Raw genomic sequence first — 25273 nt, forward strand, 5'->3', positions numbered from 1 at the left:
TTGGTGGAGCTGGCGGGAGTTGAACCCATCTATTACCTTTATCTTTCAAGAGGCTATTTTTTTCGGCCTAAAATTTCAATGTAATCTTGCTCTAATAAATTAGAGATTGACGATTCAAGTACTTTATACGGCGGAAATATTTTTTTGAGCTTTTCAAATTTATGATTTTTATAGACTATACCAATTGGGTCATAAATTGCACATTTTGCTATAGCTTGTTTTGAAAAACATTCTTGACTGGCAATTATTAATTTAGAAGTAACTTTGAATAGGTATTCCGCCGTTTCTGGTGCTTCCTCCAGCACAGTTTCAATTGCTGTAGCAAAGGAGGTATTTGAAGCTACTTGTTCAAAGTTGTTATTTGGAATCAGAAGATTTCCATCTTCATTCGGCTCAATATTCTGAAGAATCGATTCCTTTCTAATTAGCGCAAGTTGCAATGTCTTATAAAAATGTACAAAGTCTAAATCGACCCTTGTTAGATCGATGATAATATTGCCTTTATCCCCAGTCTCAGCTTCATAAAATAACGGTTCGTAGTACTTCGAAAACCTTCCGTGCAAATATCCATATCTTGAAAATTTTATTGAGTTATACGTAATGTCATTTACATCCAATTTTGAAAATATGGCTCGGAATGCTCTAAACGCATCTGACTCATATCCCCGCAGTAAAGATGATAATGCGGCATCCGTGTCTGTCACTAATATCAATCGGGTATATAAATCCTCAATCAATTCATTTACTAAAGTTATTTCGTTAACTTCGGATTTGAGTTCGTCTTTGTCATGTACGATTTGGGCGTTATGGGCGCCTGTATATGCAGCAGCTAAAGCGCCTGTTATACCTAACAACGGTATAGTATATTTCGAACTGATAACCACACTAATAACCAAAAGAATAGCCGTTACTACAACCAAGACTTTGAGAACAAACTTAAGCGCATTCTTTTGATAGTCGTCCGATACTTTATTCTTTAGCTCACTATACGCCGTGCTTAACTTAGACAAAACACTTTGAGTTCTCCCAATTAGATTAATATTATTAAATTTCACCTGAGCCACCTTTCGTAGACTTTCCGTATCATACCCCGGTCTTTATGTCCTAGTTGCCGTGCTACCCGCATCAGGTTTTCACCGTTAGTCAGCATCGTCGATGCGCAAGTATGTCGGCATGCATCGGGCTTTAAGTATCTGACTTTAGACTGTTTTAAAGCGGGTTGCCAGTATCGTTCAACGGGCACGCCATCATACTTCCAACGTTTGCCAGTTTTGGAGTCAAGAAACACATAGCCGGTGCGGTGAAATAATTGCCACGGAACATTTAATGCATTCTCATTCAGTTCGTGTGTTCGGTTACTGGCGGTTTTCGTACCAACTTTACGCCCTTTCATAATTGATTCACGAATGAAAATCACACCACGTTCAATATCAACATTATCCCACCGTAAACCGATTTGCTCACCAGTTCTTAGAAATGTCCCAAATGCGAACACGTAAAAATCACGGACATTGCTCCTTGGGAATACTTCCAACATTCGTTCATATTCATCGGCATTGAATGCCTTAGCCTATTCGCGTTCAGTTCGCATTCCTTTAACGCTTTTCATCCGATTGAACTCTATGATGTCGTCATACATCAAATACAGACTGCTACAAGGCAGCTCCATTGGTAGTCACTATTATTCACTTATTCTAAAAACTAGAGGCTCTGGAACGGCGTACAGTAACGATCTTTTGATGCGGCCTTTAGGGAAACCTGTAACTTCAAATAGTTCGTCTTTGAGTAATGCTGCTTCCTTTGCTGTTAATCGGGGATCGAGCATTAGTTGATCAATTAGTTCACATGGGCTAACCGGATAGGAATATAGACTGTTTTTTGCTCTTCTGAAGACGTCATGATACAAAAGACGAACCTCTCTTTCGTGGCTAAAGGCACGGCGTTTAATTAACAGTGACTTGAAAATATTGATATTAGCAATTCCTAAATCACTAAATATCTCGAGTCCAAAGTCAATTAGCTTTTTCTGGGACCAATACTGAACCTTCCCAATACCACTTGTCATATATCCGAGTGGAGGATGGGCCGCCTCGATGCTTGAGAGTAGTTTCCGAATGGTTGTTCTCACTCTTATTCCCGCAAAGTCAGGTGAATAAATGCGCCACATAGCGTCTGAGGCTGAATTCAACGTCCAACATTGACCATATGTATTTTCATGGAATGGATATTCAGTCTCAAGCGTGCTTTTTTCACTTTGGATTTTCGACTTCATAAGAAGGTTTTCGAAGGGGTCGTCCCATTTACTCGGATGAGCCAAAATGTTTTTCTCTTGTTTGAAAAGCTGTAATAAATGCTCCTTTTTAAAAATCCTGTAGACCTGTTTATCGAGGCATTCGTCATGCATGTATATAAGATTTTTCATATGCCTCCCAAGGCACTCGATAAAAGATTTTAAGTGTTCAAATTTCGTTTTCTTATCCTGAGGATTCCTAGTCTAATTAACGTCCTTGAGGATCTTGAAGAATCATCAAATACTTCTAAATTTAGCTAGCCAGTTAAATTAATGACACGTCCTATTATGCAACTCGCTTTTGCGATGTAGTGTCAACGTCACGATTTGTCACTTTCAATGTCGATAATCTAGGCTTAATCAACTCTGCAATCGCCCGGAAAACAGGCACGACTACCGAGTTACCAAATTGTTTATAGGCTTGCGTATCTGACACCGGAATCACGAACTCACTACCGTTTGGCGTGCTAAAACCCATTAGTCGCGAACACTCTAACGGGGTTAATCGACGGGGTCTGTTTGCTACGTTCTGCGGATCATCAAAGGGCTTGCTCGCGTCAAAGCCTCGATCGACCAGAATTTCAGAACCATCCTTGTAATAGCGCGCCGAGAGTGTACGCGCTCGATCGTTCGGGCCAACTAAACCAAATCCGAAACCATTACCTTTCTCCTGATGCTTTTTCGCATAGTTGAACAGGTACTCCCATAGGTTTGGCGTCAATATGTACTTATTGTCAACCTCAGGCTCAAGAATATCCCCTAGCTTTGGTGCTGTGGCTTTCGATGGCTTTTTTAAATCTCTTAAGGTAAACCCTTGATGAATATTCAAATCCCGCCGAAAGCCAACCAATACGATTCGCTCTCGATGCTGAGGCACCCAGTGCGCACCATCAATAATACGAGGATCATTTGGCCCTTCATGGTTGGCATCAGCAACTTCATAGCCAAGTTCATCCAAAGCTTTCATGATCACTTTAAACGTTTTACCACGGTCGTGGCTCTTCAAGTTCTTAACGTTCTCTAACACAAAAGCCGGTGGACGCTTGGCAGCAATGATGCGAGCGACATCAAAGAACAACGTACCTTGGGTGTCACATTCAAACCCATGCTTAACACCTAATGCATTTTTCTTCGACACCCCAGCAATTGAGAACGGCTGGCATGGGAAACCAGCAAGCAATACATCGTGATCAGGAATGACAGAATCAATGTGTTCATAAGCTTTCTCATCTGACACCGACGGATCAGCGCTTAGTGTGACATCCCGAATATCCTCATTGAATCGGTGATATTCATTGTCACACGCATAGTTAGCCTTGTAGGTACGTACCGCGAATTTATTCCACTCGCTTGTGAATACGCATAACCCACCCTGCTCTTCGAAGCCTTTACGAATACCACCAATCCCGGCAAATAAATCAATAAAGCGGAAATCACAAGTGTCAGGTGTTACTTTCGGCTCTGGAAAAAGCTTCAGAAGATGCAGATACTCTGAGTGAGTCAAGCTAGGCGCTGCTTTACCTTTTACCCATCGGTTAATTGTCTCTCGCGTCCAACGGTTATTTGGAAGCTGATTCAAATACTCAGCAAGGAACGTTTGGTCGTATATTTCCAGTAACTTGGTAACGACTTCTAGATCAGCCATTTCGTTTCGTTGTTGTTCTTCTGTGTTCAAGCTCATCTGGTACACTCTCGCTCCCTAGGACATTTATGTGATATAAGATCACACAATCGTTCCAATGCGTCAACAATAAACTGATCATTTATACAGTGTATATTTAATCATCAGTCTTGCCAGTTTATGAGATATATTTCCGTTAATGCTTACAATAATCTTTGCTATTCACTTAATCTTTACATGTTGGTAATGTAGCCAACTGGTATAGAAAAATATTGGATATCATGTTGATGGAATTAACGAATATTGTTGAGCAGATGAAGCTCAATGGAGCCAAACGGATTTTAATTAAGGCTCTAGCGAATAACGATAATTCAAAGAATCAAATCTACCTCGGCTCAGATTTCGAGGTCATTCGCGCGATCCCATCCGGTGATGTTTATGCGGATGGTGTAAGTAAAAAAGGCCCTATATTCAAAGCACCGTTGGATTTCTATTGGGTCACGGCTAACGGTGAAACGCAAAAAGCGCAATATGCGCAAATTATCCTCTATCCAAAATATCCTGAAACCCGCATGTCGGGATTTATGCGAGGTTGCGATCGGAATATTGCACCAAGCCATTTGATGCAGCCTCCGACACCAGAGCAACGGGCACAGCGCCAAGGCTCAAACCGATACCTCATACTTGGCGTCAACGAAAGTTCTATATGGGCTTTTTGCACAGGCTGGGGCGGCGAGATCCAACGAGAGGCCAAAGCGCTCATTGAAAGCGGTCAAACGACGCTTGTCGCCTCAGTTTTTCACGAATATAAAGGTAGTCAGCAATCGAGTGAAGAAAAGCTGTTACAGCGGCTGCGGGAAATATACGAACTTGGTCCTATTGAATCCTGCCGACTCAACGCAAGTGGTGAATTACTTCCATACAAAGCGCAAAATGGCGCTGGCTACACGCTTGAAGCCCAATTCGGCATCACCCCCAACGGGTCGCCAGATCCAGACTTTATGGATTGGGAGATTAAATCGCACTCAGGCGGCGCTGTTACGCTCATGACACCAGAACCTAATGTTGGCACCTACCTTGATGATTTGGAGGTGTTTTTGCGCCAATACGGCACACGTATTCAGCCTGAACGTCTAGATTTCGCCAGTCGGCATGATGTCGGTAAGCAAAACGCTAAAACCAATCTGACCATGCACCTTGAGGGATATGACCCCAAATCAGGCAAAGTGACCGATCCTGAAGGGGGCTTGATGTTGCGCGATCCCGCCGGTGAGTTAGCAGCTGGTTGGAAGTTTGAGAAGATCATTCAGCATTGGAAGAACAAGCACTCGAATACCTGTTTTGTATCCTACACAGCTGTTAAAGAAGAAAAGGTGTACTACCAGTACGGACCTAAGGTAACGCTCGGTAAAGGAACAAGCTTAGACAAGCTGCTTAGTGCGCTCTACACCAGCACCATTTACTACGATCCTGGCGTGAATATGAAGTTGGTTGATGGTAGGTGGAAGCCCAAAAAGCGGAATCAATTTAGGGTTGGTTGGAAGAATCTAGAATATCTTTATATAACGCTTTCGGAGCGACAGCTAAATGAAACATAATTTGGCGAATGCTGTGCGTTGGAAGGACTCTTACCTATGAAGTTCGGTAATGAAAACGCTGTAATATGGTTGATAGCAACATCAGGAGTTCTCATATCAGGTATTTTCCTAGGCCTGATGATAAATTTAAATTCCGATAAAGTTGGGATTATATCTAACTTCGTCACCGCTGTTGGTACTTGGGGCATACTTATAACTGCGATATTTAGTTATCAAAATTGGCGTAACCAAAAAGTAACTGAAGCTCAAAGGGAAGACGCCTCAGCCGCACTTGCTCATTTGCTTTTAATTATTCCTCACAGACACAAATTGGCTATTCCGGAGTCCACTAAAAAAAGAATAGACTCATTATTATTCGGATTAAAAACAGCTCCCGATGAGCTTACCCAACCAGAAAAAATTGTTGGTGATGCCATTCACGATGTGAATAAAAGTTTAGAAGAGGTCATCGAAGACATCTCATCTAAAGTCAACTCTGCAATAAGCTGCTCAGCTGCAATAGAACAACCAATCATTGATAAGCTTGCAAGTATAAGCTGGCAGATTCATTGCTGTAAGCAATTCGAGCGTGACTCGATAGACGATAATACTTATTTTACCGAACTTGTTAGTGCAGAGGTCAATGCACCATTAAGTAAACAGTTTATAACGACAACGAGCACTTTCTATCTTACGAAGTACAGTTCTTTGGATCGCTTATCAGAGGTAATAAATGATATTCAAGATGTCATTGCGACCCTAAGGAAAATAGCTAGGTACGAAGCAACTTAATTTGATCTCTTTGGTGTCAATTTAACTGATCCCAGAAGGTAAAAATCATGAAACGGATTGATTTGTCTGATTACTTAGTACATTGGACAAAACCGGTAGAGGATATGACTGCCTTAGATGTCCTAATGAAAATTATCAACGAAAGAAAAATTTTAGCCGGTAACGGCATGATTAAAGGAGGATTTAACTGCATTTGTTTTACCGAAGCACCAAAGAATATTTTTCATAACGTTGAAAAGAATAATGCTAGATATCATCCATTTGGCATTTGTGTTCCTAAAATTGAGATCTTCCGCCTCGGAGGGCGGCCTGTCATCTATCAGCAAACTGAAGAATTCGATCTTCTTCACGAGTCTCAACAGTGGCGTCATGTTACGTATGATCCATTCACAAATATTGATTTTACTTGGGAACGTGAGTGGCGACTGCATAGGCCTCAATTTAACTTAGAGGGAACCATAGCAGAAATCATAGTTCCCAATGAAGACTGCCACTCACAATTACTTAACGAACATCAATATAATGAAGAGTGGCGAATATGGGGCGATATAGTTGGATATGGCGATTTTGCTGGCTTTCAAGAACCAAATGATTTTCCATTTAGAATCGTTTCGCTCCAAAACATACAAGAATAAAGGAAAGCCAAATGCTCTGAAACTATGCCTTTTCTAGGAATAAAGCGAAAAGACTAACATTCACTACGTATTTGAATTCATAATACCAACACCTCTCCCATCAACTTGACTCGACGGTCCAATTAGTCGTCCAATTTGTACACCTTTAGTACTCAGTAAGTTAATTGTGACTACCCCGTAAAATAAATTGAATCGCCTCTATAACAACTTAATTTTGCAAGTCAGCGTCTAATGTTCTATATACTCAACTGTACTACTTTAATTCAGTTCAAGGAGCCCAGCATGGCTGTAAAACACACACCTACTGGTGTAGTCCACCAAGGTAAGAAAGGTGGTAAAACAGGATGCGGTTTTAATACAAACGACAACCCAACGCATTGGGTTGATTCCCACGAGAAAATAAACTGCGACAAAAAAGGTTGTAAGAATTAGATAGATAAATGTCACCTGCAGACGTTTCCCCAGAGTCTTTAGAGGTAACAAGGAAACAAAAACGCCGCTCAACGAGCGGCGTTTTATTAGGATTTGGTGGAGCAGGCGGGAGTTGAACCCATAAAATTTGTATTTTTCATAAATACTTATGTCTTTATCTGGACGCCTAACCATGTAAATATTAGTGATTCTTTTATAACTATAATTTAAAGGAGCCAATAATGCCAAGGGAACAACACCAGAATTTCGATATTAGTATTCACTATTCTGGCGATATCGTCACGAATGATCATAAGATTGGCTTAAGAACATATGCTAATACCTTACATCACCTATCAGCGGCCGTAGATCGGGCATTATTGAGTCATCATCGTGGACGCATTCACAAGAATGCACGAATCACGAGGGACGAAAGAGCTGGATTAGATTTTATTGTTTTAGATCCAGAAGATAACGGAATAGTATTAAAGTTTATAGCGAATCAAAATAATCCTATCGCAAGATTTGTAACCGAGAAAATAGCCAACTATTTGGAGGATGCTAATCGACAAGAACCCCAAGCGACAATCACCCCGGCACAGATTAGAGAAAGAATTGCGCAAATCCAACAAGAAGACGAAATTCGCGTAGAGCAAATGCCAGATCGAGAAGATGATTTTGCGAAAAAGGCAATTTGTAGAGAAATCAATTCCATTCTGGGCGAAATAAGACACGAGCACGCAGGTCAAAGCCAAATTAGGATCGAGTTAAAAAAAGCAAATGGTGAAACTACTCGATTGGAGTTTAATAGATTCACAGCTGAAAATTTCAATAGAATCGTAAACGGTCGCTCTATCATAGGGCCATTTCTTTATCAGCTAAGGATAAAGGCTCTCGACTTAATGAATCAAAGCAAAATGCATGCGAAATGCATAGATGTCGTGACAGGAAAACAGCGTACACTTTACTTCAAAGATTTAGCAGACCTTCAACGTATGAAAGAATACTTGACAACAGATGACGAAATATCCGTCAACATATATGGGTTTTCAATTACGGAATTTAATGTTGTCGACAATATAGCTGGTGACATTCACTTTATTGCAATTCAAGAATGATAGACACTGTAGAGTTCGCGAAATTTAATCGGTATACAAGGACATGCTTAAATGTTGTGTCTACTTTTTTAGTGCTTTCTGCTCTCTCAAACCTTTATCAAATTCGGTTAACTGAATTCGGAAACGTCGGATTGTTCGACATTCTTTTTGAAATCGATTTTTTAACCTTATTTGATGTCTTTAAAGCATTAGATTTGAGGTTTTCCTCTGGTCTTTTTGTACTGTTTGTTTTTGTAATTTGTCATTTTATTAATCTTCTATATGTCAAGGCTATATTATGGGAGATTGAAGACTTTCTTCCAGAAACGACAGTACATCAGGACAAATTTCAACAGAATAAAAACGAGAACACCTACTATATACGGACTGTATTCTTTAAGGCATTTATTAAGTTTAAATTAACAAGTTCACTTGTCACACTGATAAGTGGAAATGTGATCATTATGTTTCAACAAAATTTCAGCAGAAGTAGTAACTTTTCAGTTGACTATGTATACCTCACGGTATGCCTTTTAGTTGCATTCCTTTGTTTCATCCCGGCAGCGAGAGCAATACAACAATTTTCTAGGGAGCTGCTCCTATTGCATAATGACGAGTTAATTAGGGCAAACATCAAGATAACCAATAAAGAAGCAATCAAGGAAATTTGTCGGATTTACTAGGTTATCCACCGACCATAGACTTACCTTATCATACCCCAATCTTTATGACCTAGCTGCCGAGCGACCCACATAGGGTTTTCACCGTTCGTAAGCATAGTCGATGCGTATGTGTGACGATACGCATAAGGCTTTAAGTATCTGACTTTAGAATGTTTTAATGCAGGTTGCCAGTACCGCTCGCGGGGAATGCCATCGTACTTCCAACGTTTGCCAGTTTGTGGGTCAAGAAATACAGAGCCGGTGCGGTGAGCTAATCGCTTCAGAACAGCCAATGCGTTCTCATGCAATTCGTGTGTTCGGTTACTGCCAGCGGTTTTCGTACCAGCTTTACGCCCTTTCACGATTGATTCACGAATGAAAATCACACCGCGTTCAAGAACAACATTATCCCAACGCAAGCCGATTTGCTCACCCGTTCTTAGACCTGTCCAAAATGCGAACTCGTAAAAGTCACGAGCATAGCCCTCTGGTAGTGCTGCCAGTATTCGTTCACGTTCGTCGGCATTGAATGGCTGAACTTCTTCACGCTCGGTTTTCATGCGTTTAACACTTTTCATTGGGTTACGCTCAATGATATCGTCATAAACCAAATAATCGAACGCTTGGCTCAATAGGCTATGCACTTCATTGGCGGTTTTGGGGTTCAACCTCGTCTTGCGTTGCCATTTGCGAAAATGGGATGGTTTGAAGTCGCACACCCGAAGCTGACCGAAGTTTGGCAAAATGTGGTTATCCATCCGACCGCTATTTCTTTGAGTGCACAATACGCCCAATCTCTATATCTTTACTTGGACCATTGTTCGCACATTTCGATAACTGTGAGTGATGCCAAATTATTGTTTAGATAGTTAATTTACTGACGGGAATTTCTTCGACAAATTTACCCTCTACAAATCAACCATCACAAGCGCAACCTTTTCCTTTATTGCAATTTTTACTTCTTGAAATGCAACTATCACCGCATGCTTTCCCTTTCCTGCAAACCTTGCAGCATTTTGCATACTCTGATATCTCATCAGGAGACGCTTTTGAGAATGAATCATTTAATTCAACCACAACATCGTTACATTCAACGTTCACCGATTGAACCGTTGAATTCACATTATTAGGTATTGTCGAAATGTCTTGGGCTATAACGCTTTGAGCAAAAAAGATCGTTGAAGCAATACCCAAGTAAATCAAAGATTGACGCATCATCTGACTCCTTAATATTGTTTACTTATCACTATCTATTTAGCTAATGTTTTGTGATATACCAAATTTAATAATTTGATTTGAATATTTAACAGAGCGGACTAAATTTAATCGGTGAAGAGTTAAACGTTTGGAGGTGATTGAAATGACAATTAAGCCCGGTCCAAAGCCGAAAGCGGAATCAACTGGAAAAACTGATAAACGGCGTAGAGTGACAGAAGAAAACAAACCAAAACATCCGTCTTTGAAAAAACACGAACATAAATAATCGATTATTGAATTTTAAAAACAAAAACGCCGCTCAATGAGCGGCGTTTTATTTGGATTTGGTGGAGCTGGCGGGAGTTGAACCCGCGTCCGTAATACCTACATCCTCGGTCCTACATGCTTAGTCAGTCTTTTAGTTAATCACCAAGTCGCCGACAGACAGGCTACTTAAGGTGACGATCCCGATTGGTTTTAACGCTTTGGCTACGGGCGAAGCCTCCACGCGAGTCTGCTTTGGGGTGAACCGACTGATCCTAGTCTCACAGACAAAGCGCTAGGGGTCGGACTCAGCGGGTTATTAAGCCGCTAAAGCGTAGTTGTCGTCGTTTGCAACTATTAAGTTGAGGCTTTTTACGAGGCCAGCCTCACCTCGGCATGCACCTTGGGTTTCGTTTATTCCGTCGAATCCAAATCAGCCCCTAAGGTTAACGTGTTTAAGTCTACACCTATATGGTGGCGCTGTCAGCTATTTCAAGTGCTGACAGCGCAATTAAACACCCTTATTGCCATTCAACCAACAAGTCGACACCTGAATAGGCTTGATAACCTTGCAAGCTGATGTACCAGCGACCACTGCCTGGATTATCAATCGCACAGGTTTCATTGTTACCTGAACGATATGGGCGACAATCGTAGCTTGATTCAGTTGGCTGAGAACCTTGGCGAACATACAAGTCAGCATCACCAGTACCGCCAGACATGGTCACATTCAAGCTCGTCATGCCAGCTGGCAAATCGACATAGTAATGCGTCCACGAGCCTGTTGCGCCTGATAAGTCGGTCGCTGAAGCTGAACCGCCCTCACCGCCACCAGTGCTTGGCTCAGTGAACGAACCGGTTAGGTTCACACCAGAGAAGCTTGAGTAAGCATTGATCATGACATGATAAGTACCAGCTTGTACGTTCGAAATGGTACAAGTTTCGGTATTACCTGACAGATACGGACGGCAATCATAGGTTGATGAGGTAGGTTGTGCACCAAAGCGAACATAAAGGTCACCATCACCGGTACCACCATTCATGCTAAAGCTTAAGTCGGTTGCACCTGCTGGTACGTCGAGCGTGTAATACAATGATGCACCCGTACTTGCAGACAGATTCGTTTCGGTAACACCATTGGTTAATACGCCATCTGCCGGTGGCTCACCGCCGCCACCTGAGCCACTGCAGCCGTTGGCGTCGAGGTAATCAATAGCATCTTTGGTTTGCACTAAACCATAACCAAATTTCACATCGCGGCCTGCCGAGCCCAAATCTTGCGCAGATGCGTTCAGTGCATCACGAATTTGTGCAGCACTACAGGTTGGATGATGTGACCAAACAAGTGCGGCAACGCCTGCAACATGTGGCGACGCCATTGAGGTACCGCTCATGTTGCCATAGTTACCTTGGCTGCCGGTTCCTTCAGGATACGTTGAAAATACATTCACACCCGGTGCGGCAATTTCCACTTGGCTATTCTTTTGTGAGAACGATGCCAGCGCCTTATTGCTATCAACCGCAGCTACCGACATAACTGCGTTGTATGACGCTGGGTACGAAAGTGCATCGGTTGAGCTATATGCAGAACCGTCGTTACCTGCAGCGGCAATCAATAAAACGCCTTGATTGAACAAGTTCTGCATGGCGTTCGCTTCGGTTTGGCTAGCACCACCGCCACCTAAGCTCATGTTCACCACATCAGAGCCGTTGTCCGCGCAGGTTTCAATGGCTGCAACCAATGACGATGAGTAACCCCAACCGCTTGCATTAAATACCTTCACAATGTGCATATTTGGATTACTGCCAATCACGCCACGCACACCTAACCCATTGTTTAGCGCGGCAATAGTACCGGCAACATGGGTGCCATGCGGCCCACCTTCGTCATACCAGTTGCCGGTACCGCTATCGTTGGTACCGTTAATGGTGTCAAAGCGCGTTCCCATATCTTCATGTGGCAAATCTAAACCTGAATCGATCACACAGATTTTTTTACCGCCTGCGGCAGCTGAAGCGACGCTGTCATCTACGAGGTTTGCTTGCACCATATTGATGCCATATGGCACCGTTTGCGCCATAAAGCGGCGCTTCTGGTCAACTTCAATGAAATCAACATTCGGATTTTTCTCGAAACGTTTCATGTCTTTTTGGGACATTTCAGCAGCAATAGCAAGGTTATGGCGCATGCTCACTTTGACCTTACCACCGGCTTTCTCAACCATGCTTTTAGCGCGTGCTAAAGCAAGTTCTGAGCGACCACGGTTACCAGCGCGCTGCACCGCTGCACTGTTCTCTTTAAACTTTATAATGAAACGCTGAGTTTCGTTTGTTTCAGTTTGAACACGTTGCAACGGTTGAGCTGAAATCTGTTCAGATGACTGAGCGTAGGCATTGGATACTGATACGGCGAGAGCCGACAGCGCAAGGAAGGATAACTTTTTCATAGATTTTCTTCTCTTTATTATTATGAGATTGGCGTATAAAAGCCAGTGCTTAACAGCGGCGGGATACAACATTCGGCTGCAGTTCGGTTACTACACAATTGTTGCTATAGATTTTCGCAACCACACGACCATAACAAGGTTAGTTGTCTAACTAAATATTTAAAAAGTAAACCGTATGTAAAATTCAGGTTTTAATTCATGTCAAATTTGTTGATTTGTTAACTAATTATTTCGTATTCTAGCGCTCCCTATAATAATAATAACGGATTCTCCCATGCGTAAGATTTTCTTAATTTGTTGCTTTATGTTAGCGGCTGGATGTACCAGCGCTCCTCAGTATCAATCGCCAGCACCGCTAACAACCAAAGAAAACTCAGAAAGTTATAAATTATTTAAACATGATGGTGTAAATACAGCGAGTCATGTTCAAGTTCATCTAGATGAAGCAAAGGATATTGCTTATGTGCAAAGTTTCGGAGGGGGCGGTGTTGCGCTAGGCGTCGCATTTGGTCCACTGGGAGTGCTGGCGAACATCTCGATGATTCAAGCAGAAACGAAAAGCGACCTCACGCAGTTGTATAATAAAATTCCCATTCCAGTGAGTGCAATGTTTACAGAGGCGGCTTCGGCCAAAAGTATTCATTATGATGACAATGCAGAAGGTCGTTTTCATCCATTTATGATGGTGGTGCGTGATGAAAATGAGACACTTCGCATGGGTACCGCACTAATTGTTGAATTACCTCAAGCAGACGGCAAAGTATGGAGTGGTCGATACACCCATCAGACAGCATTGCATGTACCACTCAAAAATGTAGCTGACGGTCTTGACGAAAGCGAGTACAAGACAATCTATGATGCCATTCAACAAAGCTTCAATGAATTAACCGATATATATCAACAAGACAGACTTGGTCAGTTGACCGACCATGAGCAAATTCTCGTCAATTCAACTTTTTTGACACCCCGAATCACTATTGAACTGAATGGCGTTCTATTAAAGCAGGATGAAAATCGCGTACTTGTTCGATCAGGGCTTGGTATTATCTCGCTTCCTCAAGATGACAGTCTCGAATTAGAAAAAGTTCGTGTCAAAGCAAGTAAAAAACGCGCGAAGAGCTAGATTAGAAATAACTCAATTATTCAACGCGCGACTGATAACCACAGCCGCGCGCTGTTTACGTCGACCAAAACCAAACGCTCGTTTAAAAGTAGCAAGCGGAATCGGCAAATACTGTCTATCGGCGGCTGATTGCCACGGAAAACTGTCTTGATCAGGGTCATTGATGTACACGTAATGGTCATCGGCAGCACAGATTAATACCCAGTGCGGCGCTTTGCTTTCGTCAAAAACATACGTACTAATCAGTGCAATCACCAATTTGCCTTTATGAAGGTCATGCAATAGCTGGTTCAGCGTATAATCGCCAACAATAATAGGCACGCCCGCTTGTTTCAAAGCGGCAATATCGGATTCTTGAATACGCGCCATAATTTGCTTCTTATCAGCACTTCGTACCGAATCAAGTAATAACGGGCCCGATTCACTCACGTGTAGCTCAACTGACAGGCCACGTTTTAGAGCAGCACGCGCAAGCCCATGAGGGCCACAACCACCATGCCCCGAGGTCATAAATATGGTGGTCGCTTCACGCCATATCTCAAGCTCTTCATGATGCGGATCAGGGCACGGAATATCGAAATACGCCATGGCCATCAACAAGCTCGCCGGACCGCAAGTGAACTCGGTGGTTTGAGTGCGATATGGAACGAGGCGTTGATTGCCGTTATCGAGTGAGTTTGTCTCAAAGCGTGGCAGTAGCTTTTGTAACACCAAGGCATCACTATCATCCTCATAATATTCCGGACGAATTTCCATGTCGTAATAACCGGCGTGGTGATACATCTTTAATGCCGCGGTATTATCGGTTTTTACTTCAAGGCGCATGAATAGGCAAAAGCGTGCATCAGCATCATCTTCGGCGGCATCCAACAATAAACGCCCTACCCCACGTCGACGGAACTCAGGGTCAACAGCTAACGAATATAGACGCGCTAATTCAGTGGCTTGACGATACAAAACAATATAGTAACCAATCACACGACCATCGAACTTTGCCACTTTGAAGTCGCCAATGTTTTGGTCGATAAAACGACGAAAACTACGACGACTAATGCGGTCGGTGACAAAGCTTAAGTTTTCAATTTGTTCTAAAGCGTCGAGATCATCGCGAGTCGCTTGAACAAGTTGAAGTTGATTAACATTGAATTGCATACAACAGCCTAAGCGTGCGGGCACGCGCTACGATGAGAGCGTTTATTATACGCTGAAAGTTGAACGAAAAAACAACTATCTGCGCGCAATCGGCTATCGCGCAGACGCTTCGAAAGTGCTAAACTAGCGCGCAAATTTTTTGCCCGAGCTGAGGACCCACCCGTGAGCACTGAAAAACCATCTTTAAGTTACAAAGACGCTGGCGTTGATATCGATGCAGGTAATGCTTTAGTTGAACGTATTAAAGGCGTCACTAAACGAACCAAACGCCCAGAAGTGATGGGGAGCATTGGTGGTTTCGGCGCACTCTGCGAGTTACCTACCAAATACAAGCAACCGGTTTTGGTGTCAGGCACCGACGGTGTGGGCACGAAATTACGCTTAGCCATTGATTTGAAAAAGCATGACACCGTCGGTATCGATTTGGTGGCCATGTGTGTGAACGATTTGATTGTTCAAGGTGCTGAGCCGCTATTCTTCCTCGACTATTATGCAACAGGCAAACTTGACGTTGATGTTGCCGCTGACGTGGTCACCGGCATTGGCGAAGGCTGTGTTCAAGCAGGCTGCGCGCTGATTGGTGGCGAGACCGCTGAAATGCCTGGCATGTACGAGCACGGCGATTACGATATCGCTGGTTTCTGTGTGGGCGTAGTCGAAAAAGAGCAAATTATCGATGGTAGCAAAGTTGCTCCGGGCGATGCGTTGATTGCTCTGGGTTCTTCAGGTCCGCATTCAAACGGTTACTCGCTGATTCGCAAAATTCTTGAAGTAAGTGAAACCAATGCAGCAACTGAGATGCTTGATGGTAAGCCTCTTGCTGAACATCTGTTGGCACCAACGAAAATTTATGTGAAGTCTGTTCTCGCACTGCTTGAAAAGCATGAGGTACATGCTATTTCGCACATTACCGGTGGCGGCTTCTGGGAAAATATTCCTCGCGTATTACCGGAGTCTGCTAAAGCCGTTATCGACGATAGCAGCTGGGAGTGGCCAGTGGTATTTAACTGGTTACAACAGAACGGCAACGTGACCACCAAAGAAATGTATCGCACCTTTAACTGTGGTGTTGGTCTGATTATGGCTTTACCACAAGCACAAGCAGAGCAAGCCGTTAGCTTGCTTCGTGAGCACGGCGAAGATGCATGGGTGATTGGTCAAGTTGCTGCTCGCACTGCCAATGAAGCGCAAGTTGAAATTCATTCATGAAGCGCATTGTTGTCTTAATTAGCGGTTCAGGTACAAACATGCAGGCCATTGTTGAGGCCTGCAAAACACACCGCATTGCTGGCGAAGTTGTTGCTGTGATTAGTAACAAAGCCGGTGTCGGCGGTCTGGGAAAAGCGCAGGCGGTTGGTATCGAAACGGCGGTATTGTCGCACAAAAACTTCGCTACCCGCGAAGCTTACGACGCCGAGCTTTTGAAACTGATTGATGGTTATCAACCCGATTTGGTGGTGTTGGCGGGCTTCATGCGTATTTTAACGCCGGAGTTCACTCGCCATTATCACGGCCGCATGTTGAATATTCACCCGTCGTTATTACCGAAGTATAAAGGCATTAATACCCATCAGCGCGCGCTTGATGCCGGTGATACCGAACATGGTGTCAGCGTTCATTTCGTAACGGAAGAGCTCGATGGTGGGCCGGTTATTCTGCAAGCGACTGTGCCTATTTTCCCAGAAGATACGGCAAGTGATCTGCAGCAACGGGTGCATACACAAGAGCATGCTATTTACCCGTTAGTGGTGAACTGGTTCTGCACTGACCGCCTGCGTTTAACGGCAGACGGTGCTGAACTTGACGGTGAATTGCTTGGCGCTGCGGGTTATGCTGCAGAATAATGGCTAGTTGAAGGTCTTCAATTGCAAGGTGGCGACCTCATCGCCATCTTCGCGCTGTTCCATTTTTACCAATACATAATCCAACTTAGGTGCAAACCAGTAATCGGTTTCGCGACGTGAATTTTCTCGAATACGTTCAACTTTTATGGCTTTAATTTCGCCATAAGGCAATTGCAAAGTCTCTTCGCCGACACGTTTAAACACTAATTCATCGGTTTGGCCTTTCTCATCAACTACGGCGTATCGATAATCCGTTTCTTCACCACGCACATCTAGCCGCAACTGCTCAATGCTAGCAGCCTCATCCATATGGTAAACACTCGGATCAACGGCTATCGGTTGATTGGTTTCTTTATCAATAACAACTTGCTGCTCATGGTCAAACGAACCACTAAAGCCTTTATTGCGACCGGTGCCCGAACGTTTATAAGTAAATTCGTGCGACGTCACTTTGCCATCGTCAAGACTAAACTCAGACCAATAACGCCGACGGTCAGACAAAAACAACAATGAAATTTCAGTTTCTGTGTACAAATTGAAATAGCCATCTTCGTACGTCAGCGTGCGCACCGCCTCGCCATATTCGCTCCCACCACGAGTCACCTCATAGCGTGTTTCATAGGGCGTTAACTCGGTCAAAGCAAAAACCGCAGTTGAAGCTGTCAACGCAACCGTTGCCATTAAACCTTGGACAAATTTCATACACCTTCCTAACTCATTGTTTCGCAATAAAACGTTTTAACTATAGCTTAAGACATAAACATTGAAAGAAAGTTTAATTATCACCGGCGCTTACGCTTTTATGCTTGAAAAAAGTGATCAAAGAGACTACCCTCAACGTACAAATTACTGGTCAGACCTCTAGTAGAACAACGGAGTTAAAAACATGAGCATTGCCTTATGGGTTATCGCTACCCTGCTTGTATTGGGTGGCTTTTTGTATTATCGCAGTTCATTGCTCGTTACGAGCATTGGCCTTGTCGGTCTATTTGCCATTGGTAGTTGGTTCGACATCGTCGGCCCCGTGCTATGGATATTATTGGCTTTAGTATTAGTACCATTGAATGTGACCCCGTTCCGTCGTGGCGTCCTGACAAAAGGCATTCTTGGTGCATATCGCAAGGTCATGCCAGAAATTTCGGAAACTGAAAAAGACGCCATTGATGCAGGTACCACTTGGTGGGAAGGCGAGCTTTTCCGCGGCGCCCCTGCTTGGAAAAAGCTACACAGTATTCAAAAAGCTGAATTGACTGCTGAAGAACAAGCGTTCTTGGACGGCCCCTGTGAAGAAATCTGCAAAATGATGAACGATTGGGAAGCAACCCACGAGCTTGCAGATATGCCCGAACACGTTTGGCAATATCTGAAAGATCATAAGTTCTTCGCAATGATCATTAAGAAAGAATACGGTGGTCTTGAGTTTTCCGCTTACGCACAATCACGTGTGCTGCAGAAGCTAGCTGGTGTTAGCACCATTTTGGCATCGACTGTTGGCGTGCCAAACTCGCTTGGTCCAGGCGAATTGTTGCAACATTATGGTACGAAAGAGCAAAAAGATTACTACTTGCCTCGCTTGGCAAATGGTCAGGAAATTCCTTGCTTTGCTTTAACTAGCCCAGAAGCTGGCTCAGATGCCGGCTCGATTCCTGACACTGGCGTGGTTTGCAAAGGCGAGTGGGAAGGCAAAGAAATTGTCGGTATTCGCTTAAACTTCAACAAGCGTTATATCACTCTTGCGCCAGTTGCAACGGTTCTCGGCTTGGCATTTAAGCTTTCAGACCCAGACAAGTTGTTGGGCGACAAAGAAGAGCTTGGTATTACTGCTGCATTGATTCCGCATGACACCAAAGGTGTTGAAACGGGTCGTCGTCACTTCCCTCTGAACGTGCCATTCCAAAACGGTCCGGTACGCGGGAAAGATGTGTTCGTCCCACTGGATTACATTATCGGTGGCCCAGAAATGGCAGGCAAAGGCTGGCGTATGCTGGTTGAATGTTTGTCGGTGGGTCGTGCAATTACTCTGCCTTCAAACAGCGCTGGTGGCGTGAAGTCAATTGCACTTGCTACAGGTGCGTACTCATACATTCGTCGCCAGTTCCGTTTGCCAGTCGGTAAAATGGAAGGTGTGCAAGAAGCACTGGCACGTATTGGTGGTAACGCTTACTTGATGGATGCAGTGACAACCTTCTCGACCAAAGGGATTGATTTGGGCGAGAAGCCGTCAGTTATTTCGGCTATTGCCAAGTACCACATGACCGAGAAGTTACGAGCTTGTATGGATGACGCCATGGATATCCACGGCGGTAAAGGTATCTGCTTAGGCCCGAATAACTATTTAGGTCGCGGTTACCAAGGTGTACCGGTTGCTATCACGGTTGAGGGTGCCAACATTCTGACCCGTAACTTAATGATTTACGGCCAAGGCGCTATTCGCTGCCATCCTTATGTACTGGAAGAAATGCTGGCGTCAGCTGAAACCAATGCCGAAGGCTTGAAACGTTTCGATAAAGCTATTTGGGGCCATATTGGCTTCGGTATGAGCAACTTCGTTCGCTCGTTGGTGTTAGGTTTAGGCTTCTGGCGATTCACCAGTTCACCATTCAGTGACAGCACTGCAACGTACTACAAGCAAATGAATCGCTTTAGTGCCAACTTAGCATTGCTCTCAGACGTTGCAATGGGCGTGTTGGGCGGTTCATTGAAGCGTAAACAGCGTATTTCTGCACGTTTAGGTGATATGTTGAGCTACTTATTCATTGCCTCAGCAACACTAAAACGCTTCGAAGACGAAGGCCGTCAAAAAGACGACTTGCCGCTAATGCATTGGGCGTTACAAGACACTTTGTATAAGCTGCAAGAAAGCCAGTTAGCGTTGTTGGATAACTTTGGCTTGGTTGGCAAAACCATGAAAGCCATCATGTATCCATTTGGCCGCATTGCGAAGCGCCCTTCAGATAAGTTAGATAGCAAAGTTGCCAAGATCTTGTTGTTGCCCAACGCAAGTCGTGAACGCCTCGGTAAAGGTCAGTTTTTGGCACCTGAAGGTCAGTTTGGTTACTTAGAACAAACCTTGCGTGACATCATTGCTGCTGAGCCGCTGTTTGACCGGGTTCGTAAAGCCGCAAATGACCGTCGCATGCCGTTTATGTTCTTGGATCAAGTGGCCCAAAAAGGCAAAGAGCTTGGCGTATTAAGCGACGAAGAAGTTGATTTGTTACGCCGTGCTGAACAAGGCCGTTTGCGTGTCATCAATGTGGATGATTTTGCTCACGAAGACTTGATTGCCGGCAAACATGCCCGCGAAGTCGCGCTAGCCTCGGTAAAGAAGCAAGATAACGCGGCATAACAACTGCTTATCCTGAATCAAAGGCCAATCCTCGCGATTGGCCTTTTTTATGTGTACAATTCGGCCCTTATTACAATAAAACAACCCGAAATACAGGAGCTGGAATTGCATGACGCAAGCCTCACAACCTACTGAAAAGCGCGGCGCATTTACGCGTTTTCTCGACACTGTCGAATGGCTCGGTAACCTTCTACCTCATCCTATTACCTTATTTGCGTTATTTGCGTTAGGTATCGTCATTCTTAGCGGAATCGCCAGTTACTTTGGCCTGAGTGCGCAAGATCCGCGCCCAGGTGGGGAAATAATCGAAGTTGTCAGCTTGCTCAATGCTGAAGGCTTGCAACGCATTGTCACCGGCTTGGTTACCAATTTCACCGGTTTTACCCCGCTTGGCACCGTATTAGTGGCTTTACTTGGTGTTGGTATTGCTGAACGATCAGGCATGCTTTCAGCCGCAATGCGCGGTTTAGTGATGAACGCACACCCGCGTGCGGTTACCGTTGCCGTTGTATTTGCTGGTGTCGTTTCAAATACGGCTGCGGAACTAGGTTACGTGGTGCTCGTGCCACTTGCCGCCATGATTTTCCATTCACTTGGCCGCCACCCACTTGCCGGTCTAGCTGCCGCGTTCTCAGGAGTTTCGGCTGGTTACAGTGCGAACCTACTGATTGGTACCGTCGACCCGCTCCTAGCTGGTATCACCACCAAAGCAGCGAACATTATTGACCCTGAATATTATGTTGGCCCAGAAGCGAACTGGTATTTCATGTTCATTTCAACGTTCCTAATTGCCATCATGGGTACCGTTGTTACCGAAAAAATCGTTGAACCAAAACTTGGTAAATATAATCCGAAAGAAGCGTCTATTAATTTAAGCGAACAAAAAATTGAAGCACTTACTTCAATCGAGAAGAAAGGTTTAATCGGCGCTGGCCTTAGTTTCTTGGTGTTAGGTATTTTGCTAGCTCTGACGATTGTTCCTGAATGGGGCATTCTGCGTAACCCTGAAACTGGTGAAGTAGCGGGCTCGCCGTTCCTAAAAGGTATCGTTGCCTTTATCTTTATTACCTTTGCTGTTCCTGGTTACGTCTACGGGCGCATTACCAAGGTCATGCGTAGCGACCGCGATGTTATTGATGCAATGTCTGAAAGCATGAGCACCATGGGCATGTATATTGTTCTCGTATTTTTTGCCGCGCAGTTTGTTGCTTTCTTTGGCTGGACGAACTTTGGTAGCATTCTCGCCATTAAGGGTGCAACCTTCTTGCAAGAAGTTGGTTTAACCGGGCCATCAGTATTCGTCTTATTCATTTTGATGTGTGCTTTCGTGAACCTCATGCTAGGTTCAGCATCAGCACAATGGGCTATCACCGCACCAATTTTCGTGCCAATGCTCATGCTGATCGGCTACGCCCCAGAGGTCATCCAAGCCGCCTATCGTATTGGTGACTCGGTTACTAATATCATTACCCCAATGATGAGTTACTTTGGTCTGATACTAGCCGTGGCTGTTCGCTATAAGAAAGATACTGGTATCGGTACGATGATTGCGATGATGCTGCCATACACCATTGTATTCTTGCTGGGTTGGGCGAGTTTGTTCTTCTTGTGGGTTTTCGCGTTAGATATGCCGGTGGGCGTCAACACCCCAACCTACTACACCCCGTAAAGGCGTTACTCGTTGTTCGTTATTCGTTATTCGTTATTCGTTATTCGAAACAGCTAAATACGAAACAAAAAAACCTCCGGTGTACCAAGTGCACGGAGGTTTTTCTTTTTCACGAACAACCAATAACGAGTAACGAATAACGTTGCTCTTCAGCGCAGGAGGCGATAGATGATGAGCGCCGTCAAACCACAGCCCCCCATCACAAACACCATCGCCAACTCATGCTGATGCCCCAATACATTCACCAACGCCGAAATAATGCCTGCAATCAAAAACTGAAGGCTTCCCGTGACTGCTGAGGCTGAACCGGCTCGCTCTTGCTGCTCAGCGAGTGCTCCAGCCATCGCATTGGGAAATACCATACCCAAGGTACTGATATACAGGAATAATGGCACTAGCACGCCAACTAACCCGAAGTTATTCCAACCAGCGACAATCAGAAGCACGGATACGACACCAAGTATCGGCAATGATTTGTTGAGGATTTTGCGCGAATCGCGGCGACGAAGAATCCAAGCGTTTAATTGCGCCATTCCGATAATGCCAACAGCGTTCGCACCAAATAACCAACTGTAATGCGTCGGCGAGAGGCCAAAATGGTCAATAAAAACCAGTGGTGAGGCGGTGATGTAGGCAAATAGACCCGATTGCGCGATACCGCCACTTAAGGAATATCGTAAGAAACTCGGATCGCGCAAAACGCTCCAATAAATTGGCAAGCTTGACCGAATTCTTACGGCTGTATTCGGTGCGCGAGTTTCGGGTAAACGCACATGAACAATCGCGAGACATGCCACAGCAAGGCTTGCCACAATAATGAATATCGATTGCCAGCCCCATGCTGCAGTGACATAGGCACCCGCTAATGGCGCGAGTATTGGCGCAATTCCCATCACCAAAATTAAGAAGCTAAATACTTGCGCAGAAGCCTGTGGTGTATATAAATCTCGCACCATGGCGCGAGCAATCACAAGCCCCGCACAAGAGCCAATGGCTTGCAAAAAGCGCAACACGATTAAGCTCTCGAGATTCGGTGCGTAGGCGCAAGCTATTGATGTGGCCACGTATAACACAATGCCGAAATATAATGGCGGCTTGCGGCCAAACCGATCTGACGCAGTACCGTAAAGCAGCTGACCTATGAAGAGCCCAAGGAAAAACGAAGTCAGAGATAATTCAACCCGATTTGATTCAGTGGAGAAACTTGCGGCAATATCGCCAAAAGCTGGCAGATACATATCAATGGATAACGGCCCGAAGGCCGTTAATAAGGCAAGAACGATAACTGTTAAATCAAACCGTGCTTTGTCGGAAACGTTATAAACTGTCATTGTTCAGCCGCTCGATAGCTTTGTGTGCTATGCGAATTCGGCCGTTTTATTGTTTTTATTTTGCGGGCCCAATCAACAAATGATTGTGCGTAATTAACATACGTATCTGTGGTACGCCCCTGTTCTGATAAGTCACCTAACAACGCCCAACCATCATTCCCTGAAGCCAAGAAACTATTCGTGATCATAGTGTACATGTGGTCGGCCTGAATTGGTTGCCAACCATTCTCGGTAACGACTTCGAGTGCGCTAATGCGTTGTCCGTCAGCAGCACTCATATCTACGTTAAAGCGAATATCAGCGCCGTGCGGATAGGCACCATCGGAACCACCCGCAGAAATAGCATATGCCAACGCTTGCTCAAGTACTTGCTTCACTTCGCGCCCTGTAATTTGAACTTCAACTAGCGTGTTGGCAAACGGTAGCAAACTATATGCATCAGCAACGGTAAACTCACCGGCGGTGATTTCACGACGAACCCCACCACCGTTTTGCAAAGAAAAATCTGCTTGCGGTGCACTCGCCAAGAACGCCTCGGCTACCACGCGGTGAGCATCGGACTGACGCCCTACCCCGCATTCAGCTGATAGCATTAGCCCCATACGTTTCAGGCAGAGACGCTGTTCAACATTCGCAATCACTTGTAAGGTGAGTTCATCAAGCTTCGTGCGATATCGGTCTAACAAGGCTTCCGCCTCTGCATTTGGCGCAACAGCAGCAAATTGAGGAATTTTTTGAATGGCTGCAGGTGCATCTTCGGCAACCAAGAAATGAGCTTGTCCGCCACAATCACTGACGTGGTCACCTGCAAAATTGATATCGAGCTCGCCAACCACCTGACTATATTGCCACGCATGGGCAATACATACAGCGTCACCATCGGCATTGGTTACTTGCATCGGATAAGGGCCAACACTCGGCAAGCCATAGCGACCAAAATCGCCAAGCAATGTGTGCGAATCACCGCCAATAATAAAATCTACCGCTGGCAGGCGCTCAGCCAACTCCAGATCGTTGCGATATTGAATGTGCGTCAATAAACCAATCTTTTCGATACCCAAACCGCGAAGTTCATCAATGTAGTATTTTGCGGTTTCATACTCATCCGCAAATACGGTGGTTTTATCGGGTTGCGATGAGTTCTTCGTTTTAATGGCAATATCCAGACCAATCACGCCAACGCGCTCGCCACCCACGTTATAAACCGCATAAGGCTTAAAGCTATCCCAGCGCGTTTTTTCCGTTAGTGGCGATACACCCACTTCAGGTTGCACGTTGGCACCAAGTACGACCGTACCGCAGGTACTCATGCCTAAAAAGTCCAAAAATCGTTTGAGCCCTGTATCACCGTTATCAAATTCATGATTCCCTAACGCAAACGCATCAAAGCAAATCAGGTTCATTAAGGCCGCATCTGCAGCGCCATCAAACAGGGTATAAAACAGCGTACCTGTAATCGCATCGCCGGCATGTAGCGCTAATACGTTGTTTTGGCTTGCGCGAATATCAGCAATTTTCGTCGCTACACGAGCGAAGCCGCCAGTTTCAACACGATAGGTTTCGCCATCAACGGTCAGCGCAGTGCGCTCCATCGGCAATAAATGTGAGTGATGATCGTTCACGTGGGCAATGGTCAGTTCAAATGGCTGCGGCTCAGATAATTGAGCACAGCCCGCCAACATCAAGCTGCTTACTAAAACAAACACCCAAGCTCTCATCATCCCCCCTCAAAAAACGTGTTTCGTTACTCGTTAATCGTTATTCGAAGTTTGTTTCGCTTTCACGAGTAACCAATAACGAATAACGAGTAACGTT

The 25273-nt window shown here is 44.6% G+C and carries 20 protein-coding genes, 1 other RNA gene and 1 pseudogene; 10 read left to right on the forward strand and 12 right to left on the reverse strand.

Going from position 1 to position 25273, the window contains the following annotated elements; translation table 11 throughout:
* Positions 1-53: 53 nt before the first annotated feature.
* From D3795_RS04520 to dcm, 4 genes and pseudogenes are all read right to left on the reverse strand, one after another.
* Complete coding sequence (locus tag D3795_RS04520; RefSeq protein WP_156266621.1) at positions 54-1055, reverse strand: hypothetical protein; 1002 nt, start codon at positions 1053-1055, stop codon at positions 54-56.
* Positions 1052-1549: pseudogene (locus D3795_RS04525) on the reverse strand (site-specific integrase); the annotation flags it as partial. The gene D3795_RS04520 and the pseudogene D3795_RS04525, both read right to left, overlap by 4 nt.
* A 132-nt stretch (positions 1550-1681) precedes the next feature.
* Positions 1682-2422, reverse strand: a complete 741-nt coding sequence (locus tag D3795_RS04530) for a DUF2971 domain-containing protein (RefSeq protein WP_156266625.1) — start codon at positions 2420-2422, stop codon at positions 1682-1684.
* A gap of 154 nt (positions 2423-2576) precedes the next feature.
* Positions 2577-3971 (reverse strand): DNA (cytosine-5-)-methyltransferase, encoded by a 1395-nt coding sequence (dcm, locus tag D3795_RS04535; protein ID WP_156266627.1) that lies wholly within the window; start codon positions 3969-3971, stop codon positions 2577-2579.
* 221 nt (positions 3972-4192) lie between these two features.
* Between dcm and D3795_RS04540 the strand changes: the two genes are divergently transcribed.
* From D3795_RS04540 to D3795_RS04560, 5 genes are all read left to right on the forward strand, one after another.
* Positions 4193-5509 carry an MvaI/BcnI family restriction endonuclease gene (locus D3795_RS04540; RefSeq protein WP_156266629.1) on the forward strand — a complete coding sequence of 439 codons (1317 nt, stop codon included), beginning with the start codon at positions 4193-4195 and terminating at the stop codon, positions 5507-5509.
* 36 nt (positions 5510-5545) lie between these two features.
* Positions 5546-6280 carry a hypothetical protein gene (locus D3795_RS04545; RefSeq protein ID WP_156266631.1) on the forward strand — a complete coding sequence of 245 codons (735 nt, stop codon included), beginning with the start codon at positions 5546-5548 and terminating at the stop codon, positions 6278-6280.
* Between the two features lie 47 nt (positions 6281-6327).
* Positions 6328-6915: a hypothetical protein gene (locus D3795_RS04550; RefSeq protein ID WP_156266633.1), complete on the forward strand. Its 588-nt coding sequence runs from the start codon at positions 6328-6330 to the stop codon at positions 6913-6915.
* A gap of 282 nt (positions 6916-7197) precedes the next feature.
* Entirely contained in the window at positions 7198-7347 is a 150-nt protein-coding gene (locus tag D3795_RS04555; protein WP_156266635.1) for a hypothetical protein, read from the forward strand.
* A 221-nt stretch (positions 7348-7568) separates the two neighbouring features.
* Positions 7569-8444 (forward strand): hypothetical protein, encoded by an 876-nt coding sequence (locus D3795_RS04560; protein ID WP_156266637.1) that lies wholly within the window; start codon positions 7569-7571, stop codon positions 8442-8444.
* 682 nt (positions 8445-9126) lie between these two features.
* On the opposite strand, the gene D3795_RS04565 is transcribed toward D3795_RS04560, so the two are convergent.
* From D3795_RS04565 to D3795_RS04580, 4 genes are all read right to left on the reverse strand, one after another.
* Entirely contained in the window at positions 9127-9843 is a 717-nt protein-coding gene (locus tag D3795_RS04565; protein WP_156266639.1) for a site-specific integrase, read from the reverse strand.
* Positions 9844-10000: 157 nt separating this feature from the next.
* Positions 10001-10303: a hypothetical protein gene (locus D3795_RS04570; RefSeq protein ID WP_156266641.1), complete on the reverse strand. Its 303-nt coding sequence runs from the start codon at positions 10301-10303 to the stop codon at positions 10001-10003.
* Between the two features lie 324 nt (positions 10304-10627).
* Positions 10628-10987, reverse strand: a transfer-messenger RNA (tmRNA) gene (ssrA, locus tag D3795_RS04575).
* 80 nt (positions 10988-11067) lie between these two features.
* Positions 11068-12993, reverse strand: a complete 1926-nt coding sequence (locus D3795_RS04580) for a S8 family serine peptidase (RefSeq protein WP_310942395.1) — start codon at positions 12991-12993, stop codon at positions 11068-11070.
* A 274-nt stretch (positions 12994-13267) separates the two neighbouring features.
* Here D3795_RS04580 and D3795_RS04585 point away from each other — a divergent pair, with 274 nt between their 5' ends.
* Complete coding sequence (locus D3795_RS04585; RefSeq protein WP_156266645.1) at positions 13268-14116, forward strand: hypothetical protein; 849 nt, start codon at positions 13268-13270, stop codon at positions 14114-14116.
* 12 nt (positions 14117-14128) lie between these two features.
* Here the strand turns inward: D3795_RS04585 and rimI are convergent, their stop codons facing one another.
* Positions 14129-15268, reverse strand: a complete 1140-nt coding sequence (gene rimI / locus D3795_RS04590) for a ribosomal protein S18-alanine N-acetyltransferase (protein ID WP_126758513.1) — start codon at positions 15266-15268, stop codon at positions 14129-14131.
* A 162-nt stretch (positions 15269-15430) separates the two neighbouring features.
* Between rimI and purM the strand changes: the two genes are divergently transcribed.
* Positions 15431-16477, forward strand: coding sequence for a phosphoribosylformylglycinamidine cyclo-ligase (gene purM, locus D3795_RS04595; protein WP_126758512.1), 1047 nt, complete (start codon positions 15431-15433; stop codon positions 16475-16477).
* Positions 16474-17112: a phosphoribosylglycinamide formyltransferase gene (gene purN, locus D3795_RS04600; RefSeq protein WP_156266647.1), complete on the forward strand. Its 639-nt coding sequence runs from the start codon at positions 16474-16476 to the stop codon at positions 17110-17112. Before purM ends, purN begins: the two co-directional genes overlap by 4 nt.
* 3 nt (positions 17113-17115) lie before the next feature.
* Here the strand turns inward: purN and D3795_RS04605 are convergent, their stop codons facing one another.
* Complete coding sequence (locus D3795_RS04605) at positions 17116-17814, reverse strand: DUF3108 domain-containing protein (protein WP_156266649.1); 699 nt, start codon at positions 17812-17814, stop codon at positions 17116-17118.
* A 184-nt stretch (positions 17815-17998) separates the two neighbouring features.
* On the opposite strand from D3795_RS04605, the gene fadE reads away from it, so the two are divergent.
* Both fadE and D3795_RS04615 read left to right on the forward strand, forming a co-directional pair.
* Positions 17999-20458: an acyl-CoA dehydrogenase FadE gene (fadE, locus tag D3795_RS04610; protein WP_156266651.1), complete on the forward strand. Its 2460-nt coding sequence runs from the start codon at positions 17999-18001 to the stop codon at positions 20456-20458.
* A 109-nt stretch (positions 20459-20567) separates the two neighbouring features.
* Positions 20568-22127, forward strand: coding sequence for an AbgT family transporter (locus tag D3795_RS04615; RefSeq protein ID WP_156266653.1), 1560 nt, complete (start codon positions 20568-20570; stop codon positions 22125-22127).
* A 149-nt stretch (positions 22128-22276) separates the two neighbouring features.
* On the opposite strand, the gene D3795_RS04620 is transcribed toward D3795_RS04615, so the two are convergent.
* Both D3795_RS04620 and D3795_RS04625 read right to left on the reverse strand, forming a co-directional pair.
* A complete protein-coding gene (locus D3795_RS04620; protein WP_156266655.1) occupies positions 22277-23458 on the reverse strand; it encodes a multidrug effflux MFS transporter in 1182 nt (393 codons plus the stop codon).
* On the reverse strand, positions 23455-25179 hold the full coding sequence (locus D3795_RS04625) for a bifunctional metallophosphatase/5'-nucleotidase (protein WP_156266657.1): 1725 nt from the start codon (positions 25177-25179) through the stop codon (positions 23455-23457). Before D3795_RS04625 ends, D3795_RS04620 begins: the two co-directional genes overlap by 4 nt.
* Positions 25180-25273 lie beyond the last annotated feature (94 nt).

It is taken from the genome of Pseudidiomarina andamanensis, assembly GCF_009734345.1.
Classification (GTDB): Bacteria; Pseudomonadota; Gammaproteobacteria; order Enterobacterales; family Alteromonadaceae; genus Pseudidiomarina; species Pseudidiomarina andamanensis.

Bases quoted from the DNA above. Each gene is read 5' to 3' on its own strand.
- D3795_RS04530 (WP_156266625.1), bottom strand. From the start codon at position 2,422: ATGAAAAATCTTATATACATGCATGACGAATGCCTCGATAAACAGGTC.
- dcm (WP_156266627.1), bottom strand. From the start codon at position 3,971: ATGAGCTTGAACACAGAAGAACAACAACGAAACGAAATGGCTGATCTA.
- D3795_RS04540 (WP_156266629.1), top strand. From the start codon at position 4,193: ATGTTGATGGAATTAACGAATATTGTTGAGCAGATGAAGCTCAATGGA.
- D3795_RS04545 (WP_156266631.1), top strand. From the start codon at position 5,546: ATGAAGTTCGGTAATGAAAACGCTGTAATATGGTTGATAGCAACATCA.
- D3795_RS04550 (WP_156266633.1), top strand. From the start codon at position 6,328: ATGAAACGGATTGATTTGTCTGATTACTTAGTACATTGGACAAAACCG.
- D3795_RS04555 (WP_156266635.1), top strand. From the start codon at position 7,198: ATGGCTGTAAAACACACACCTACTGGTGTAGTCCACCAAGGTAAGAAA.
- D3795_RS04560 (WP_156266637.1), top strand. From the start codon at position 7,569: ATGCCAAGGGAACAACACCAGAATTTCGATATTAGTATTCACTATTCT.
- D3795_RS04565 (WP_156266639.1), bottom strand. From the start codon at position 9,843: ATGGATAACCACATTTTGCCAAACTTCGGTCAGCTTCGGGTGTGCGAC.
- D3795_RS04570 (WP_156266641.1), bottom strand. From the start codon at position 10,303: ATGATGCGTCAATCTTTGATTTACTTGGGTATTGCTTCAACGATCTTT.
- D3795_RS04580 (WP_310942395.1), bottom strand. From the start codon at position 12,993: ATGAAAAAGTTATCCTTCCTTGCGCTGTCGGCTCTCGCCGTATCAGTA.
- D3795_RS04585 (WP_156266645.1), top strand. From the start codon at position 13,268: ATGCGTAAGATTTTCTTAATTTGTTGCTTTATGTTAGCGGCTGGATGT.
- rimI (WP_126758513.1), bottom strand. From the start codon at position 15,268: ATGCAATTCAATGTTAATCAACTTCAACTTGTTCAAGCGACTCGCGAT.
- purN (WP_156266647.1), top strand. From the start codon at position 16,474: ATGAAGCGCATTGTTGTCTTAATTAGCGGTTCAGGTACAAACATGCAG.
- D3795_RS04605 (WP_156266649.1), bottom strand. From the start codon at position 17,814: ATGAAATTTGTCCAAGGTTTAATGGCAACGGTTGCGTTGACAGCTTCA.
- fadE (WP_156266651.1), top strand. From the start codon at position 17,999: ATGAGCATTGCCTTATGGGTTATCGCTACCCTGCTTGTATTGGGTGGC.
- D3795_RS04615 (WP_156266653.1), top strand. From the start codon at position 20,568: ATGACGCAAGCCTCACAACCTACTGAAAAGCGCGGCGCATTTACGCGT.
- D3795_RS04620 (WP_156266655.1), bottom strand. From the start codon at position 23,458: ATGACAGTTTATAACGTTTCCGACAAAGCACGGTTTGATTTAACAGTT.
- D3795_RS04625 (WP_156266657.1), bottom strand. From the start codon at position 25,179: ATGATGAGAGCTTGGGTGTTTGTTTTAGTAAGCAGCTTGATGTTGGCG.